Origin of the sequence: Vibrio sp. 10N.247.311.47 (assembly GCF_041467535.1) — a bacterium.
Taxonomy (GTDB): domain Bacteria; phylum Pseudomonadota; class Gammaproteobacteria; order Enterobacterales; family Vibrionaceae; genus Vibrio; species Vibrio crassostreae_C.
Genome location: NZ_JBFSUR010000026.1, coordinates 22,019 through 39,002 on the forward strand (window position 1 = coordinate 22,019; position 16,984 = coordinate 39,002).

Genomic DNA, 16,984 nt, shown 5'->3' on the forward strand with positions numbered 1-16,984 from the left:
AAAAACTTATCATCATCCAAAGAGCTCGTCATACCAAGCTCTAGTCATCCTCGAGAAGGAGGGACGACTGAGTCGGAGATCTCTAACCGTTATCGCTTTTCAGAATTAACTCACGAACAGCCACACACCAACACCCATCATCAACGTACCAGCAATACGGTTCATCAACTTAACGTTATCCGCCTTGCCGAGCATATGTTTTAAGCTCTTACCGCCGGTCGCGTATAAAGTCATGCAAACAAACTCAGAAACCAGAATGATCGACACGAGAATGAGTAACTGCGGTGCTAAGTCTTTATTGCTGTTAATAAAAGGAGGCAGCAAAGAAATCATAAACGCCCAGCCTTTTGGGTTCGCAATTGCAGTGACAAAACCTTGAACCACCAAGTCCCAATCATTGCTGACTTTTGTTGTTTGGTTGTCAGTACTGATCGCCAGTTTGCCTCTCGAACGCCACATCTGAACGCCTAAATAAAACAGGTAACCCGCACCAACAAATTTAAAGCCCGTAAATAGCCATGGGTAATTCAACATGATCGAAGCGATACCCAATACCGCGGCAATAGAAACCACAGCGACACCAGCCAGTTCACCGATCATCATCCATAATGTACGCTTGTATCCAACACTCATTCCAAGTGTCAACGCCAAAGTCATACACATACCGGGCGTGATTGACACGAAGAAAAACGTGGGAATAAAAGCCCAAAGTAGTGCGCTATCCATATTATTACCTTATCGACTTGTTTTTATTTATTAGTTCTTGTTTCTTGATCGGGCTTGAAATGAAGCGAGGTTGAAACGAAGCAGTAATGACAATAAACAATATTGCGATCAATACAAACAAAAAGAGCCACATAACAGTGGCTCTTTTCAATCACCAACCGTAATTACTTACGACGGTTTTTAATTCGCTTCATCATAGTCAAACGACGTTCAGCGCTTGCTTGATCTTGTGGCTCTTCGTTCGCGTTGTTCTTACGACCCTGACGGTTTTTGTAAGCCGATTTAGTGTTCAGCTTCTCGATGTAAGCATCACGTTTCTTCGGTTCATAACCCGGTTGTTCAACACGACGAATGCGCTGTTGAATCAGTTTTTCAACTTGAACGACAGTCAGCTCTTCTTCGCGGTTAACGAAAGAGACAGCGTGACCTTGCTTACCTGCACGACCTGTACGGCCAATACGGTGAACATAGTCTTCTGCTAGGAAAGGCATGTCGTAGTTAATTACGTGTGGTAAGTCTTCGATATCAAGACCACGAGCCGCAACGTCGGTTGCTACCATTACACGCGCTTTACCTTCTTTAAAATCGTCTAGAGCACGACGACGAGCACTTTGCGCTTTATCACCGTGACACAGTACTGCTTTAATGCCGTCTAGCTTAAGCTCTTTAACTACATCGTTCGCTGTTTCTTTGTAGTTAACAAAAACAAGCACTTGGCGCCAGTTTTTACGACCAATCAGCTCAGAAAGCAGTTCTGTTTTACGCTCTTGATCCACTGGGTAAACCACGTGACCAACAGTAGCAGCCGTAGAGTTTTCGCGCTCAACACTAATACGTTTTGGTTTACGCAGAATATCAACAGACAGTTGGTTTAACTGAGTAGAAGTCGTTGCAGAGAACATCATGATTTGCGGTGATGTTTCTACATCCAACATGATCTTACGAACGGCATTGATAAAGCCCATATCAAGGATACGGTCAGCTTCATCAAATACTAGAAATTCTAGGTTAGCAATAGACACGTTACCCGCTTCTAAGTGCTCTTCTAAACGGCCAGGTGTTGCAACCAAAATATCCACACCCAGTTCTAGTTGACGAACTTGTGAAGACATCTTGTTACCACCGTAAACCGCAGAAACACTTAGATCTGTGTATTTAACGTAGTCTTTAATGTTTTGAGCGATCTGCGCAGCAAGCTCACGAGTTGGAGCAAGAATAAGGCCGCGAGCCGTTCCTCTAGACGCCTTTTTACCGCTGTTCAAAAGGTGTTGGATAACAGGCAATGAAAATGCCGCTGTTTTACCCGTACCGGTTTGAGCAGTAGCAAAAATATCATGGCCTTTACGAGCCATTGGAATCGCTTTTTGTTGAATTGGAGTGAGTTTTTCATAACCACACTCAGTCAACGCTTTGACTAATTCAGGAGCAAAACCTTGAGAGGAAAATGACATTGTTACGGGTTCCTTAAGCAGACAGCCTACATTCTTATTTCAGCCGAGCACTATAAAGTAATTAGAGTGATTTATCTCACATTTATCGTGATATAACGCAAACTTTCTCATTTAATCTGGTGTTTATCCCGCCTTCAACGAGGTAAACACCAAGATCCTTGGTTCAAACAGCAAAAACAGGGCTATTTGATGCCACACAGCTTGAGTAGAATCTGCTCGAGATCGCCCCATGGCATGAGCTGCGAGTCGATCACTTCCAGTCGAGATTCAAAGCCATCAAGCGTAATTTCGTTCACAGACACGACTTGATTCGCCACATTGAATGCGTAGCAACCTTGGTCGGTGTTCACGACAGCTTTTACACGCTCGGCCGTTAGATCTGACAACATAGAGAATAGCGCATCGAAGTCGAACTTATGCTCTGCGCCAAACAACCAACCACAACTGAAATAGCCCTGTCCTTTATTCTCTTTACGGATGAAAGCTTCACCAGGAGGAAGTTGGAATTGAGGCTCTTGTTCAGCGTGATCGTGATGATGCGCTTCAATATGAGAGGAAGCACTGCCGTATACTCTTTCAATGTCTAACACTTCCAATGGCACTTCACCATCGTGAATTAGCTTATGGAAGACTTTTGCTGGCGTTTGATCCGTCACCCAATCATTGAACACATCGATGTCTTCAGAATGAACAAGGTCAACCTTAGTACCAAGAATCACATCTGCACTATTTAGTTGATCATTAAAACTCTGATTCGAGGTGTACTTTTCATTAGACAGATTTCGTGGGTCAACCAAACCAAGCGTCGCTTTTAAATCGACATATGGTGTGTACTGATCGGAAGTCAGTGTCGCTATAACCTGTTTAGGGTGACCAAGCCCTGTCGGCTCAATCAATAAACGGTCTGGCTTTTGGCGAAGTAAGGCATTAATACCCACTGACATAGGCACGCCCGCAGTACAGCACATGCATCCACCCGGCACTTCTTTAATCAAAGCGCCTTGATCTGTCATCAATGCACCGTCAATGCCGATTTCCCCGAATTCATTAACCAGAACAGCCCAGTTTTCATTCTCAGGTTTATTTTTTAGCAGGTTCAAGATGGCTGTCGTTTTACCAACACCCAAGAAACCCGTAATGATGTTTGTAGGAACTTTTTTAGTCATATCAGTTCTCCTTTTTAAGGGAGTATATACTCAATCACCAAAAAGTTGACCCCAATCGATTGTTTACACTGAGATTCGTTAATAGAGGTTGGCGCGAAAATAATCAGAAGAGATAAAGCAGTAGAAGCGGAATGAGGAAATGGGATGCTCCAGACGAACTAAAGGCGTACTTACTCAGTACGCCTCACCCTCGTTACTCAATCGTGAGTTCGCGAATCAGGAAGCCTTAAATATCGACCTGAACATTTAACGAGGAACTAAAACTTTGTTTCTGAATCCATCCAAATTGTGTGTAAAACCTCACTTCTCCTTGCGGTTCGTTATGTTGCTTTACGATTTAACTATGGTTCATTTTTGGGGATATTCAAGCCGCCGCCAGAGAATCGATCAAAACTGTGACGGTGATTCCACTATTGACCATAGATTCCATTTATGTAACACGCACATTCCATAAATGAAATTCAACTTTTCATCTTTGTTGCTATAGGATATGCAGAGGAAGCGTATAATTTAATGCAACCCCGCCTTAACTCATTCAGGAAACTTATTTCTATGACCAGAAGAGAGAAAATTAAGCAGTCCTTATTAGCCAAAATGCCAAGGGATGCTATCAATCAATTTCTCTCAAGAGATAAGACCCCAGCCTCCGTTCTCTTTCTTTCTTGTATTGTGGGTGTACTTGCGGGCGTTGTGGGTACTTATTTCGAAGTTGCGGTTCATTTCATCACAGAAACTCGTACCGATTGGCTGAAAGATGAAATCGGTAGCCATTTACCATTGTGGCTTGCTGCTTTCCTTATTAGTGCGGCATTTGCCTTTATTGGCTATTTCCTCGTTCACCGATTTGCTCCAGAAGCTGCTGGCTCAGGTATCCCTGAAATCGAAGGTGCAATGGACGGCATGCGTCCTGTTCGATGGTGGAGAGTATTACCCGTAAAATTCTTTGGCGGCATGGGCGCGTTAGGCTCTGGTATGGTTTTAGGCCGCGAAGGGCCAACCGTTCAAATGGGCGGCAGTATTGGTCGCATGGTCACCGATATCTTTCGAGTCAAAGATGATGACACTCGCCACTCACTGTTGGCTTCAGGTGCCGCTGGTGGCTTAGCCGCCGCATTCAACGCACCACTGGCAGGCATCATGTTTGTAGTCGAGGAGATGAGACCGCAGTTTCGCTACTCACTCATATCAATCAAAGCCGTCATCATCTCAGCAGTTTCAGCCAACATTGTATTTCGTTCTATCAATGGCCAATCTGCCGTTATCACAATGCCTCAGTACCAGCCGCCTGAACTCGACGCACTTTGGTTATTCTTATTATTAGGTGTGTTGTTCGGCCTGTTTGGTGTGATTTTCAATAAACTGATTACGCTTTCCCAAGACCTGTTTGTGGCGATCCACAAGAATGACCGTAAACGCTACTTGATGACAGGCACCCTACTTGGCGGTTGCTTTGGCTTGTTGCTCCTTTATATACCTGAATTAACTGGTGGTGGTATTGGTATCATCCCGAACATCACGAATGGCAGCTACAGCGCCAATGTGTTGTTGTTGATTTTCTTAGGCCGAGTCCTCACTACCCTGCTTTGTTTCGGCTCTGGTGCGCCAGGCGGTATCTTTGCACCAATGCTTGCGCTAGGAACACTCTTTGGTTATGCGTTCGGGCTTATCGCAGCGGCATTCTTTCCCGAACTGAATATTGAACCGGGTATGTTTGCAATTGCTGGCATGGGAGCATTATTTGCCGCCACCGTGCGAGCGCCTATCACTGGCATACTGTTGGTTATCGAAATGACCAATAACTACTACCTGATCCTGCCGTTGATCATCACCTGCTTAGGTGCGGTAATCATTGCTCAAATGTTAGGTGGGCAGCCAATTTACAGTCAACTGCTTAACCGTACGCTGAAAAACGAAAAACTAAGACAACAAGATCTCCCTCAACAAGAGGAAGTACGTTAATTACAAATGACTCATGAAACAAAAGCACACATTCAACGTGCTTAATCTCCCGATTCCGTATCAAAATCAAAAAAGCAAACGTTAAACTTGGTATCATCCACTCAAAATTAGTTGAGTGCCCTCAAAATCTATTGATGGAAGACCTACACACTCTAACTAAGGCAAATAGTCCAATATTCTGTAATTAACTAAGTCGGAGCAAGTCGTTGAACTGGAGAAGATTAACCCAAGTAAAAAATGTGCCGCCATCTCAGGCGTCTTTAGCACTTGGCGTTATTGGGTTAGGACAAGCTTGGGCGTTATATATCCCGGGCATTGGTGAGATAATTCGTCCCTACCTCGCTGCATTCGGCGCGCTATTATTGCTGCCTGTTTTACTGCGCTATTTAACGAGCTTTAATACCTTCCTTAATGATATTCGCCACCCGTTAAGCGGAAGCTTGATGGCACCAATGAGCATGGCTTTACTGATTCTGTGCGACTATTTAGCCGAGATATCGCCAGCTATCGCCTACCCAGTTTGGTTCTGCGCGCTATTGCTGCACTTTACCATGATGGTGTTGTTCTTCAGTTTTCAGATCATCAACTTCAAAATGTCGAACATTGTACCGAGTTGGTTTCTGTATCCGGTCGGTTTGATCAGCAGTTCCTTAGCTGGCACACAGTTCGGGCACACCGTATTTTCAGAAACACTTGCGGTCACTTGTATTGGTATCTATTTCCTTATGTTGCCAGTGGTGTTGTACCGCTTGGTGTTCGAAGGCAATCTTCCTCGCCGAGCAAGACCAACACTCGCTATCATGGCAGCTCCGGTTAACTTATCTTTAGCCGCTTACTTGGTTAACTTCGACAACCCAGACCCGATTCTAACAGGTGCATTGGCGGGCATTGCCATCACCATGACTTTGTTGATTTACTTGTGTTACATCCGCCTGATGCGTTTGAAGTTCCAACCTTCGATTGCTGCCGTCACCTTCCCATCTGTGATCAGCGCTATTGCCATGCATCGTCTAACTACATTTTTCGGCGCGGAATACCCACAATGGTATTGGCTACACAAGTTTGGTTTCTTTGAGCTAACCATCGCCACCATTCTAGTGATTTGGGTTGCCGGTGGTTACGTAAAAATGTACTGGCCTGAGTTTTTCGATTCCGACTACATGTCCAAGAAGATGAAACGTTCTTAGATAGAAGCGAAAAGATCTTAGCTGAACCATCGTGTTCTGCAGTAGTCGATGATGTCAGACAAAACCAACCAAACCCAAAAAGGCCTCACACTGTGAGGCCTTTGAATAGGCAAGGTATTAATAGCTCAGGCGAGTGTTACTAGAAATGCCGAGACCTATTAGAAGTTAGCGTGAGGGCCGAATACTTCGTAGTGAACGCGTGAACGGTCAACTTTCATTGCATCTAGCTGCTCTACGATATTCTTCATGAAACCAACAGGACCACAGATGTAGAAATCGCTCTCTTCAAAGCCTTTAGTATCAGAGATAGACGCTAGATCCATTTGACCTTGATGCGTGTTTTCACATGCAGATTCATCTTTGTTCATGTACCACGTTTTCGCTTCCCAACCTTTGTCGGCAACAATATCTTTAACACGAGTCGTGAAAGAGTGTTGGCCTACGTTCTCACAAGCGTGAAGGTAAAGTACTGGCTCGTTTTTATCTTCCGTGTTTAGGAACTCAAGCATAGACTGCATTGGCGTTACACCAACACCTGCAGAGATAAGTGTTACTGGCTTGCTGCGCTCTTGATACATGAAGTCACCCGCTGGTGCGTATAGGCTAACCTCATCACCAACAGCAACCGTATCGTGTAGGTGGTTAGATACAACGCCTTGTGTCTCTTGGCCTTGTCCTTCACGTTTAACAGAAATACGGTATTGCTTGCCGTTTGGCTTATCAGACAGTGAGTATTGACGAATCTCGCTGTATTGAGAGCCTTCTGGTTTCACTTCGATACCGATGTATTGACCTGGTGTGTAATCCAGAACCTCACCGCCGTCTTTTGGCTGAAGGATAAAGCTTGTTACTAGCGCTGACTCTTCGATTTTGTCTGCAATCACAAACGCACGCGCTGCTTCCCAACCACCAACAGCTTGCTTACGCTGTAGGTAAAGTTCAGCTTCACGATCGATGAATACTTGCGCCAAGAATAGGTAAGCGGCTGTCCATGCTTCTTCCACTTCTGGAGTAAAGGCGTCAGCAGCTAGTTCACGTAATGTCTCAATCAGGTGCAAACCAACAATTTGGTAGTGCTCTGGTTGAATGTTAAAGCTTGTGTGTTTCTGAGCAATACGTTCAACGGCAGTTGTTAACGCTGCTAGATTTTCAATGTTCTTTGCATATGCCGCGATAGCTTCAAACAGTGCTACGCCTTGGCGACCTGTTCTTTGGTGAGTCATATTGAAGATATCTTTCAACTCAGGGTTATGCGTGAACATACGTTGATAAAAATGCTGAGTTAAAGCTGGGCCTGCGCTCTCAAGTAGAGGAATAGTAGATTTGATGATTTCGATATGTGCATTGTTAAGCATGAATTTACTCCGAACACTGAGCCTTATGACCTATATGTCATTTTGACTACTAAAAATTAAGAATGACTTATCGATTTTCTGAAACCTTAGTTATTTTTAGAAACTGAGTTATTTTGACTCGTTTTCATTTCAAAAAATCGCGAAACCTGATTAATGCAACCTGATTGATTGAGATCAAGAATAGTCTGTTTAATCAGCGCTATAATTGGGCTTCTCTGTATCTTCTGCACAATCAGTGCCAACTTTATCAATCCCCGTCATTACTGGTTTTCTTCTCAAAACTCATCTTATAAAAATGTCAAAAAGACCTTTTTTTTAAGTCAATAAGACTCTATTATGTAGATAAACACACAGTTAGAGTTTTTTATGCAAGATATCTCCGCATCTACCCTCATGGAAATGACCATTGGCCTCGCAAGTGGTGTCAACGATCAAGATCGTTTCAATCGCCTGATCGATGCCATTCGCAAAACCATAACGTGTGATTGTGTCGCGCTTTTAAGCCTTCAAGGCGACACGCTAGTACCTATCGCAATGCAAGGGCTCAGCCGAGATACATTCGGTCGTCGCTTTATCATTTCAGAACACCCACGATTTGAAGAGATCTGCGCGTCTCGCTCTCCTGTTCGTTTCGATGCTGACAGCTCCCTACCCGATCCTTTCGATGGTTTGCTTATTGACCATGATGGCGATTTACCAATGCATGCTTGTATGGGCTTGCCTTTGCTATTTGGCGACAGGTTATTGGGCATTCTGACTCTAGATAGCTTGAAACCTGATGTCTTCGCGAATATTCCGGCGCGGAACCTTGAAGTACTGGCAGCTATTGCAGCCTCAACCATGCAGATGGCACTGACCTTCTCGCAACTTGAGCATCAAGCAAAACAGTCAAAGCAATTACTCGAAGAATTGAACGTAGAAGCGTGGGAACGTGACGGCGGTGAGTTGATTGGTAACAGTGACACCATGGTCGCGCTTAAGAACGACATCGCTGTTGTAGCTCCATCTGAGTTTAATATCTTGATTCATGGTGACACCGGGGTTGGTAAAGAGCTTGTGGCTCGCACCCTGCACCACCAATCGCAACGTAAGCGTAATCCGCTGGTCTACGTGAACTGTGCTGCTATTCCTGAGAACTTGGTAGAGAGTGAACTATTTGGTCACGTTCGTGGCGCATTTACTGGCGCAGACAAAAACCGCTTAGGTAAGTTTGCTCTAGCCGATGGCGGCACGCTGTTCTTAGATGAAATTGGTGAATTGCCTTTAGCAGCACAAAGTAAGTTACTGCGTGCGCTGCAAAACAACGAAATCCAACCGGTAGGCCAAGACAACATCCAAACCATTGATGTTCGTGTTCTGGCTGCAACCAACCGAGACTTAAAGAAAGAAGTTGAAGACGGTCGATTCAGAGCCGACTTGTATCACCGATTGAGTGTGTACCCTATCGCGGTACCTGCATTGAAAGAGCGTGGTGACGACATCAGCTTATTAGCTGGTTTCTTCCTAGAACAAGCGCGCCGTAAGCTTGGTATCAACCAAGTTAAGTTCCGTTCTGATGTTCTGGTATTCCTAAACCGTTACGGTTGGCCAGGTAACGTTCGTGAGCTTGAACACGTTATCAGCCGTTCAGCACTGAAAGCATTGGCTCGCAGCACTAACAAAAACCTCGTGACAATCACTAAAGAAGATTGTGGCCCACTCGACCAAGATCAACCGATTGCGACGACACAGGTAAAAAACACACCATTATCGACACCAACGATCGACCTATCCGCTGGTTTACGTGGCGCGACGGACGATTTTCAACGCAGCATCATTACTGAAGTGTTGGAAGATGCCAATTTTAACTGGGCGCAAGCAGGACGAGTTCTGAAAACAGACCGAGCAAATCTGACTCGACTGTCTAAGCGTTTAGGACTAAATGTGGCTAAGTCTCACACGATCGAACGGACAAAATAGATATTAGCGGTTTGTTGCGAGCATCTAGCAAAACTTGTGTATATAATGCTGCAAATTGTAACGCTAATTTTAAATATGTAGAGAGAGTTATGAAGTTTATCCGTTGGTTCTTAGGTCGTGTCATCTTGTTATTGAATTTTGTATTCAGCCCACGTGGTGTGAAACGTTCTCAAGAAGAGCAAAGCAAAGTGAATGAGCAGGCAAAGACGCACACGTTATACCAATTCGAAGCGTGCCCATTTTGTGTAAAAGTGCGCCGCGCGATGAAACGTCAATCGGTTCAATTTGAACTTCGTGATGCAAAGAACAATGATCAACACCGTGCAGAGCTTGAAGCTGGTGGCGGTCGCGTTAAAGTGCCTTGCCTACGTATCGAAAAAGATGGCAAAACTGAGTGGATGTATGAATCTTCGGATATCGTGACTTACTTAGAAAAGCAGTTTGCATAAGCAATAAAGCAACAAAAGTCAGATACAAAAAATCCCTCGAATGTGAGGGATTTTTTATATCTGTTATTTGGCGTTAATCGCTTCAAATTGGGCGCGAAATTTCAAACGACTACTTCGTGACAATCAGCATCAATTCAACACGGCGGTTACACGCCTTGCCTTGCGCAGAAGCGTTCGTACAAGCTGGAACATACTCACCGAAGCCACGAGTATAGATGGAACGACTTGATACGTAGTTACTCTCTAATCGAGCCTTCACTTCTTTTGCTCGCTGCTCTGAAAGCGGATCATTGATTCGATCTGTGCCCGTGTTATCGGTGTGTCCTTCAATCACCACATCAATATCTTGGCGTTGAGCAAGGTAGCTGCCTAGCGTATCTAGCCATTGATTATACGCTGGCTCAGGGAATGCTGAACCTGTTTTAAAGTTCACGTGCTGCTCAAGCTTTACCATCACATGGTTACCCGGCAACACTTCAAAATCGATGCGGTTTTGTCTTAAAAAGACTTCCAGTGGGTCGTTAGTCGAAACGCCACGTCCGTAGTTGGTCGTGATGGTTCTGTGTTGATGAGTGCTACTCTGGATAGAGTACCCACGATTGCTTGCTACATGAGTCGTTTGAACCACACCCCATTCAGGATGCATCAAGTCGTAATCGGTTTGTGGTGCAGTCTCTAGCATGTCACCGCCAAGTAAGTCAGTTGGTGACGTGGCTTCACACCCAGCCAAAGCTATGCTTAACATTATCGCTAAATATCTCATTACTTCACCAACCACTCATGCAGATAAACCATTCACTAATGTCTATATCGGCACCGAGGGAAAAACTTTAGACGAAAAGAAAGCAGAACCCAAAAAAGTGCTGTTGATCACAGTTAACCGTCTACTAGCTTGTGTTCAGCCGCTAGTTCGAACTGTTTGCATTTATTTACCTTATAATTGTTTTCCAATTCGCACTAAATAGTTAGAATCTCACGACTTCTCAACGCTAGAGCAAACATTATGTTTAAACCATTTACTAAATTCATCACAGCACTCGCTGCCGTACTCATTATCGCGGGTTGTAGTGAAACAGACGAGCCACAAAAAGGCGTTCAATACGAAGCGCTTCCTACTGCTCTAACAGAATTTAACTTGTCTCCGATCACTGAAATCTTCTCTCTTAACTGTGGTCACTGCCGTCAAATGGAAAGTGCCATTCCAGAGATTGAATCTCTAACAGACCAAACTATTGGCAAGATGCACGTGACGTTCAACGAAAGCGCTCAAATCAGCGCAATGATCTACTACACAGCAGTGATGCAGCTTGATGCGACGCCTGACCACGCATTCATGGACGACCTATTTGGTGCCGTTCAAATGGGTGCAGATGCAACACCTGAGCAGCGTCAACAAGCACTAGAGACAGCGTTTACTTCTCGTGGTTTGGTTAGCCCATACCAGCTGAATAAAGAACAGCAAGTCGCTCTTTTCGACTACGTTAAGCAAGCAGAAGAGATCTCAGTAAAAGGTCAGATCAACTCAGTACCAACCTTTATCATCAACGGTAAATACCAAGTACTAACAGCAGGTCACCAAGACGTTGCTGGCATTGCAAAAACGATCAACTACCTTTTGACTCAACCATAATCACGGCTTTAGTCAACTGATTAACACATTTTGTATTAACTACGAAATTCAGCACTCAATATAAATAGGTTTTACTATGTCTAAATTTGTCATCCCGGTCATTGTCTTTCTTTTGGCGGGTTTCATGATTTACCGTACTTGGACGAATCATAAGTCTGGCGGAGAAAACTTCGAACAAGGCCAACAATTTCTAATTGAAAACGGCACTAAAGAAGGCGTGATTACGACTGAAAGCGGTCTTCAATACCTTGTTCTTGAAGAAGGTACAGGCACAGAGCACCCAACTAAGAACAGCAAAGTAACGGTTCACTACCACGGTACGCTAATCGACGGCACTGTTTTCGACAGCTCTGTTGAGCGCGGCGAGCCAATCTCATTTGCTCTTAAGCAAGTAATTAAAGGCTGGCAAGAAGGTTTGACTTACATGGTTGAAGGCCAAAAAGTTCGTCTATTTATTCCAAGCACTCTAGCTTACGGTAAAGGCGGTTCAGGCCCTATCCCACCATCATCGACTCTGATTTTTGATGTAGAACTCATCTCTATCAAATAATCGAAGTTACTGATTTAAGCCCCAACATACGCGCTATGTCGGGGCTTTTTTATATCTGAACATTTGAAGCCTCTTTAGATATTGAGCTATTTAGCTATTTAGCTATTTAGCTACTGTAACAACGACCAAATATACCCTCGAAAACCGACCACTAGACGACTGGTCTAATTTAACTTATAGTACCGCCCATGAACGAAAAAACGAATGACACACGCCTGCATGTTTTAGATGTTGGCTACCAATTAATAGTGAACAACGGCTTTAACGGCGTTGGCTTATCGCAATTGCTTAAAGAAGCGGACGTGCCGAAAGGGTCGTTTTACCACTACTTTAAATCGAAAGAGCAATTTGGCGAGGCTCTGATCCAGCACTATTTTGAGACCTACATCAGCAGAGTTGAAACTATTTTGGTTCATGGTGAAGGCAACCATTACCAGAGAATTGTCAGTTATTTCACTCGATGGTCACAGATTGAAAACGGCACCTGCAATGCTCATAAATGCTTGGTCGTTAAACTCAGCGCGGAAGTTTCTGATCTTTCTGATCCTATGCGCCAAGCGCTATTAAAGGGTGCAGAAAAAGTGACGAATACCATCGAACAGTGCATTGTCGGCGGTATTGAAGATGGCTCCATAAAGGTTGAAGAGAGCCAAGAAGCAGCTCAGAACCTATACTCAATGTGGTTAGGCGCCAGCTTATTGAGCAAGCTGAGCCAAAGCTCACATAGCTTACAGTCAGCTTTGAGCCTTACCGAACGAATTTTAAAAGGTGAAAGCTAATAACGCGCAGCGCGCTTTATTGGCTTTAACTTAAAAAAATCACCCGCCCTCTTATCAATTTGATGACGGCGGGATTTTTAGACAACAAGACTAGACGACTGGTCTAATTCTAAATGTATAAAATACACAATTAAGGACATCCAATGACTCAACAAGACAATCGCCGAATCGTATTGGCTTCTCGCCCAGTTGGCGCACCGACTCAAGACAACTTCCGTTTAGAGACAATAGCTGCGCCAAGCATCAAAGACGGCGAGATGTTACTTCGCTCAGTTTACCTTTCTCTAGACCCCTACATGCGTGGTCGTATGAGCGATGCTAAATCTTACGCAGACCCTGTCGAGATTGATGAGGTGATGGTTGGCGCAACCGTATGTCAGGTTGAAGAATCAAACCACGCTGATTACGAAGTTGGCGAATGGGTACTGGCTTACACAGGTTGGCAAGATCTTGGTGTGTCTAACGGTGAAGGCCTAATCAAACTCGGCAAAGAACCAACGCACCCTTCTTACGCGCTTGGCATCATGGGTATGCCTGGTTTTACCGCTTACATGGGCTTGCTTGATATCGGCCAACCTAAAGAAGGCGACACGCTAGTCGTTGCAGCAGCAACAGGTGCTGTAGGCGCAACCGTTGGACAAATCGGCAAACTAAAAGGCTGTCGTGTTATCGGCGTTGCAGGCGGTCAAGAGAAGTGTCAGTACGCGAAAGAGATTCTTGGCTTTGATGAATGCATCGACCACAAAGCTGACGACTTCGCGGAGCAATTGGCTAAAGCGTGTGACAACGGCATCGACGTTTACTTTGAAAACGTTGGCGGCAAGGTATTCGATGCAGTAATGCCTCTGCTTAACACAGGTGCTCGTATTCCTGTGTGTGGCCTTATCTCTCAATACAATGCGACTTCACTGCCTGAAGGACCAGATCGTATGTCTAGCCTGATGGGTATGCTGCTTGTTAAAAGAATTAAGATGCAAGGTTTCATCATCTTTGATGACTACGCACACCGTTACAACGAATTTGCTGTTCAAATGACAGAATGGTTGTCTCAAGGCAAGATGCATTACCGTGAGCACCTAGTTGAAGGCCTAGACGAAGCGCCACAAGCATTCATGGGTCTATTGGAAGGCCAAAACTTCGGTAAGCTTGTTATCAAAACAAACGAAGCTAAATAAATTTAAAAACTGAACCAGTTAACTAGGTAAAATCATGATTACTTTGCATCACCTAAACAAATCTCGCTCAAAACGAATCATCTGGCTACTGGAAGAGCTTGGTGTTGATTATCAAATCAAACCATACCAACGAGACAGTGTAACGTTTCTAGCACCACCAGAATTGAAGACTGTTCACCCTCTTGGTAAATCTCCGGTTATTGAAGACGATGGTGTTGTGATCAGCGAATCTGGTGCTATCACCGAGTACCTAATCGATAAATACGGTCAAGGTAAGTTCGCACCAGTGCGCGGCACCGCTGACTACGTGGAATACTTACAGTGGCTTCACTTCGCTGAAAGCTCTGGTATCCTGCCAATGCTACTTAAAATCTTTGTGATGAAAGACGGTTGCGAGACAAATTTCCTTGGCGGCTACGCTGATGATGAAAACCAAAAGGTCCTAACCTTTGTCAACGAAGCACTTGAAGGTAAAACTTACCTTGTTGCTGATACTCTGACGGGTGCCGATTTCATGATGTCGTTCATCGTAGAAATCGTGGGTAACTTCGGTGCCACTGCGCTCTACCCTAACATTGCTAAATACGGTGATCTTTTAACGAGCCACCCTGCTTACCAAAAAGCCGAGCAACTAGAGCTAGAACACTCGAACTGATCGAGTTTCAATCAAGCTCTGCGCGCTTAGGATAAGCACAAGCAACTAAATGAAGCCAAAGTCGATTTATCTTTCGCTTTGGCTTCTCATTTGCCTTCATTTCGACAACAATACCGAACTCTAACTGAACAGCCATAGAGTTTGATCTTAATGCCAACAAACCTCGCTCAATACACACCTCTGCACCTAGCAAACACGAATGTCGATTTAGCGCTACCGACTCGTTTTACGTTTCCGTATTACTATACCCCGCACCCTGTGTGTGAATTCGCTATGCTGCAGCTTCAGCAATCACTTGTCGACTGTGGTGTGAATGAAACCTCGCAAGGTAATCTCTACGCTGTGCTTCTTGTTCAGAATCCAACCACACAAGGGTTAGGTTACCTTTCTGCGTTTTCAGGCTTACAGTTAGATCCGGCTTTGGTCTCTCAGTTAAACAACATTCACTTTGTTCCACCAGCCTTCGATTCAAAACAGTTTCAATCTCAAAACAGTGCGAACCTTGCTCGACAATTGCAGCTCTCGGACGACATTGAAAAGCTGCAACAGTCGCACAATCTAGACACATTATTGGCCGAGCTTGAAGGGTTAAAAATCGAATCAGCAAAAGCTATCGAAGCCTTTCAGTTAGCAATGGCCGCAAACAAAGCTCAGCGTAACGAACTCAGAGAACAAGCCAATCAAGAAAAAGCATTAGGGAATCTAGAGTCAGCGGCGAATTTGCTCAAACAACTGGGCAATCAAAGTAGCCAAGAGAAACGTGACCTAAAAGCACTTCGTATTGAGTGGAAACAGAAGATCGCAGAGCGCCAATCACAAATTGATTTGATTGAAAGCGAACTGAAAAACCGTAAGCAAGATCACCAAGCAGTTTCACAACAGTTGGAAACTCAACGCCTCTCTCACTATCGCTTTATCAATCAAGCCAAGCAATCTAAGAATTTACTCGAGTTGCTCGATGGTAAAGACGCGCTTGAAGGCTCTGGTGACTGCTGCCTACCAAAGCTGCTTAACTTCGCCTTTGAACACGGGTTCAAGCCGTTAGCTTTGTCTGAATTTTGGTGGGGATTACCGCCTACAGACATCATTCGACAACACGCAAACCTCTACCCTGTTTGTCAGAGTAAAAGCTTTGAGATCCTCGAACACCAGTTAAGTGGCATAGAGCTAGAAGATAACCCGCTTATCGTGAACCCTGCGGTTGGTAAGTCTTTTAATATTGTTTATGAAGACGATGAAATCGTAGTCGTCAATAAGCCAGAAGAGTTCTTGTCGGTTCCCGGTAAGTTCATCGAAGATTCAGTTTATACCCGCATAAAAGCGCGTTACCCGGATGCGACTGGTCCTTTGATTATCCATAGGTTGGATATGTCGACGTCAGGTTTGTTGATCTTGGCGCTCACGGCGGAATCAAACAAGCATATTCAGAAGCAGTTCATTAATAGAACCGTAGAGAAACGCTACACCGCTTTGTTAGATGGCGAGATAACGGGCGAATCTGGCAATATCAGCCTTCCTTTGCGCGGCGACATCACGGACAGACCAAGACAACTGGTTTGTCACCAACACGGCCGAAATGCAGAGACCCATTGGCAAGTGGTTAGCACTCACAATGGCAAAACCAAGGTTCACTTGTACCCTAAAACAGGGCGAACCCACCAGCTGCGAGTGCACTGTGCTCATCCATTAGGGCTTGCTGTACCTATTCGTGGTGACGACTTATACGGATACAAACGCGAGCGCTTACACCTGCACGCTGGCTACTTAAAGTTGATTCACCCGACAACCGGTGAATGGATGGAGTTTGAAGTGCCTTCCGAGTTCTAAACTCTAACTTATCGAGCTAAGACTCTTATCTCACTCAATATTTGATCTCATAAAACGCATCAAGGTTCTACAACTGCTTAAGGTATAGAACCCTGATATTTAATTTTAATGTGATT

Annotated in this window: 15 protein-coding genes; 10 read left to right on the forward strand and 5 right to left on the reverse strand. The window is 44.5% G+C overall.

From position 1 onward, the window contains the following. Nucleotides 1-105 precede the first annotated feature (105 nt). From AB6E51_RS16855 to AB6E51_RS16865, 3 genes are all read right to left on the reverse strand, one after another. A complete protein-coding gene (locus AB6E51_RS16855; RefSeq protein WP_017062631.1) occupies nt 106-726 on the reverse strand; it encodes a LysE family translocator in 621 nt (206 codons plus the stop codon). Nucleotides 727-890: 164 nt separating this feature from the next. After that, nucleotides 891-2,177 carry a DEAD/DEAH box helicase gene (locus AB6E51_RS16860; protein ID WP_017062632.1) on the reverse strand — a complete coding sequence of 429 codons (1,287 nt, stop codon included), beginning with the start codon at nt 2,175-2,177 and terminating at the stop codon, nt 891-893. Nucleotides 2,178-2,359: 182 nt separating this feature from the next. Further along, on the reverse strand, nt 2,360-3,343 hold the full coding sequence (locus AB6E51_RS16865) for a GTP-binding protein (protein ID WP_102333495.1): 984 nt from the start codon (nt 3,341-3,343) through the stop codon (nt 2,360-2,362). Between the two features lie 552 nt (nt 3,344-3,895). Between AB6E51_RS16865 and clcA the strand changes: the two genes are divergently transcribed. Together clcA and AB6E51_RS16875 are read left to right on the forward strand one after the other, a co-directional pair. Further along, nucleotides 3,896-5,302, forward strand: coding sequence for a H(+)/Cl(-) exchange transporter ClcA (clcA, locus tag AB6E51_RS16870; RefSeq protein WP_017064484.1), 1,407 nt, complete (start codon nt 3,896-3,898; stop codon nt 5,300-5,302). Between the two features lie 206 nt (nt 5,303-5,508). Further along, nucleotides 5,509-6,489, forward strand: coding sequence for a TDT family transporter (locus AB6E51_RS16875; RefSeq protein WP_104216296.1), 981 nt, complete (start codon nt 5,509-5,511; stop codon nt 6,487-6,489). Nucleotides 6,490-6,647: 158 nt separating this feature from the next. Here the strand turns inward: AB6E51_RS16875 and hmpA are convergent, their stop codons facing one another. Next, a complete protein-coding gene (hmpA, locus tag AB6E51_RS16880) occupies nt 6,648-7,844 on the reverse strand; it encodes an NO-inducible flavohemoprotein (RefSeq protein ID WP_017062636.1) in 1,197 nt (398 codons plus the stop codon). A 366-nt stretch (nt 7,845-8,210) separates the two neighbouring features. Here hmpA and norR point away from each other — a divergent pair, with 366 nt between their 5' ends. Both norR and AB6E51_RS16890 read left to right on the forward strand, forming a co-directional pair. Further along, nucleotides 8,211-9,803 (forward strand): nitric oxide reductase transcriptional regulator NorR, encoded by a 1,593-nt coding sequence (gene norR / locus AB6E51_RS16885; protein WP_372058973.1) that lies wholly within the window; start codon nt 8,211-8,213, stop codon nt 9,801-9,803. Nucleotides 9,804-9,892: 89 nt separating this feature from the next. Then, nucleotides 9,893-10,252, forward strand: a complete 360-nt coding sequence (locus AB6E51_RS16890; protein ID WP_004731371.1) for a glutaredoxin — start codon at nt 9,893-9,895, stop codon at nt 10,250-10,252. 109 nt (nt 10,253-10,361) lie between these two features. Here AB6E51_RS16890 and AB6E51_RS16895 read toward each other — a convergent pair whose 3' ends face one another. After that, nucleotides 10,362-10,997, reverse strand: a complete 636-nt coding sequence (locus AB6E51_RS16895) for an OmpA family protein (RefSeq protein WP_029235219.1) — start codon at nt 10,995-10,997, stop codon at nt 10,362-10,364. 258 nt (nt 10,998-11,255) lie between these two features. On the opposite strand from AB6E51_RS16895, the gene AB6E51_RS16900 reads away from it, so the two are divergent. From AB6E51_RS16900 to AB6E51_RS16925, 6 genes are all read left to right on the forward strand, one after another. Continuing rightward, complete coding sequence (locus AB6E51_RS16900) at nt 11,256-11,882, forward strand: thioredoxin domain-containing protein (RefSeq protein ID WP_017062641.1); 627 nt, start codon at nt 11,256-11,258, stop codon at nt 11,880-11,882. A gap of 76 nt (nt 11,883-11,958) precedes the next feature. After that, a complete protein-coding gene (locus tag AB6E51_RS16905) occupies nt 11,959-12,432 on the forward strand; it encodes an FKBP-type peptidyl-prolyl cis-trans isomerase (RefSeq protein ID WP_017062642.1) in 474 nt (157 codons plus the stop codon). A 188-nt stretch (nt 12,433-12,620) separates the two neighbouring features. Beyond that, nucleotides 12,621-13,211, forward strand: coding sequence for a TetR/AcrR family transcriptional regulator (locus AB6E51_RS16910; RefSeq protein ID WP_017062643.1), 591 nt, complete (start codon nt 12,621-12,623; stop codon nt 13,209-13,211). A 143-nt stretch (nt 13,212-13,354) separates the two neighbouring features. Then, nucleotides 13,355-14,386 carry an NADP-dependent oxidoreductase gene (locus AB6E51_RS16915; protein WP_372058975.1) on the forward strand — a complete coding sequence of 344 codons (1,032 nt, stop codon included), beginning with the start codon at nt 13,355-13,357 and terminating at the stop codon, nt 14,384-14,386. Nucleotides 14,387-14,420: 34 nt separating this feature from the next. Beyond that, nucleotides 14,421-15,041 (forward strand): glutathione S-transferase family protein, encoded by a 621-nt coding sequence (locus AB6E51_RS16920; RefSeq protein ID WP_229647847.1) that lies wholly within the window; start codon nt 14,421-14,423, stop codon nt 15,039-15,041. A 150-nt stretch (nt 15,042-15,191) separates the two neighbouring features. After that, entirely contained in the window at nt 15,192-16,868 is a 1,677-nt protein-coding gene (locus AB6E51_RS16925; protein ID WP_372058977.1) for a pseudouridine synthase, read from the forward strand. Nucleotides 16,869-16,984 lie beyond the last annotated feature (116 nt).

What these genes read in the sequence shown, in the direction of transcription:
- clcA (WP_017064484.1), top strand. Translation starts at nt 3,896, where the DNA reads ATGACCAGAAGAGAGAAAATTAAGCAGTCCTTATTAGCCAAAATGCCA.
- AB6E51_RS16865 (WP_102333495.1), bottom strand. Translation starts at nt 3,343, where the DNA reads ATGACTAAAAAAGTTCCTACAAACATCATTACGGGTTTCTTGGGTGTT.
- AB6E51_RS16910 (WP_017062643.1), top strand. Translation starts at nt 12,621, where the DNA reads ATGAACGAAAAAACGAATGACACACGCCTGCATGTTTTAGATGTTGGC.
- AB6E51_RS16905 (WP_017062642.1), top strand. Translation starts at nt 11,959, where the DNA reads ATGTCTAAATTTGTCATCCCGGTCATTGTCTTTCTTTTGGCGGGTTTC.
- AB6E51_RS16890 (WP_004731371.1), top strand. Translation starts at nt 9,893, where the DNA reads ATGAAGTTTATCCGTTGGTTCTTAGGTCGTGTCATCTTGTTATTGAAT.
- AB6E51_RS16860 (WP_017062632.1), bottom strand. Translation starts at nt 2,177, where the DNA reads ATGTCATTTTCCTCTCAAGGTTTTGCTCCTGAATTAGTCAAAGCGTTG.
- hmpA (WP_017062636.1), bottom strand. Translation starts at nt 7,844, where the DNA reads ATGCTTAACAATGCACATATCGAAATCATCAAATCTACTATTCCTCTA.
- AB6E51_RS16920 (WP_229647847.1), top strand. Translation starts at nt 14,421, where the DNA reads ATGATTACTTTGCATCACCTAAACAAATCTCGCTCAAAACGAATCATC.
- AB6E51_RS16915 (WP_372058975.1), top strand. Translation starts at nt 13,355, where the DNA reads ATGACTCAACAAGACAATCGCCGAATCGTATTGGCTTCTCGCCCAGTT.
- AB6E51_RS16855 (WP_017062631.1), bottom strand. Translation starts at nt 726, where the DNA reads ATGGATAGCGCACTACTTTGGGCTTTTATTCCCACGTTTTTCTTCGTG.
- AB6E51_RS16895 (WP_029235219.1), bottom strand. Translation starts at nt 10,997, where the DNA reads ATGTTAAGCATAGCTTTGGCTGGGTGTGAAGCCACGTCACCAACTGAC.
- norR (WP_372058973.1), top strand. Translation starts at nt 8,211, where the DNA reads ATGCAAGATATCTCCGCATCTACCCTCATGGAAATGACCATTGGCCTC.
- AB6E51_RS16925 (WP_372058977.1), top strand. Translation starts at nt 15,192, where the DNA reads ATGCCAACAAACCTCGCTCAATACACACCTCTGCACCTAGCAAACACG.
- AB6E51_RS16900 (WP_017062641.1), top strand. Translation starts at nt 11,256, where the DNA reads ATGTTTAAACCATTTACTAAATTCATCACAGCACTCGCTGCCGTACTC.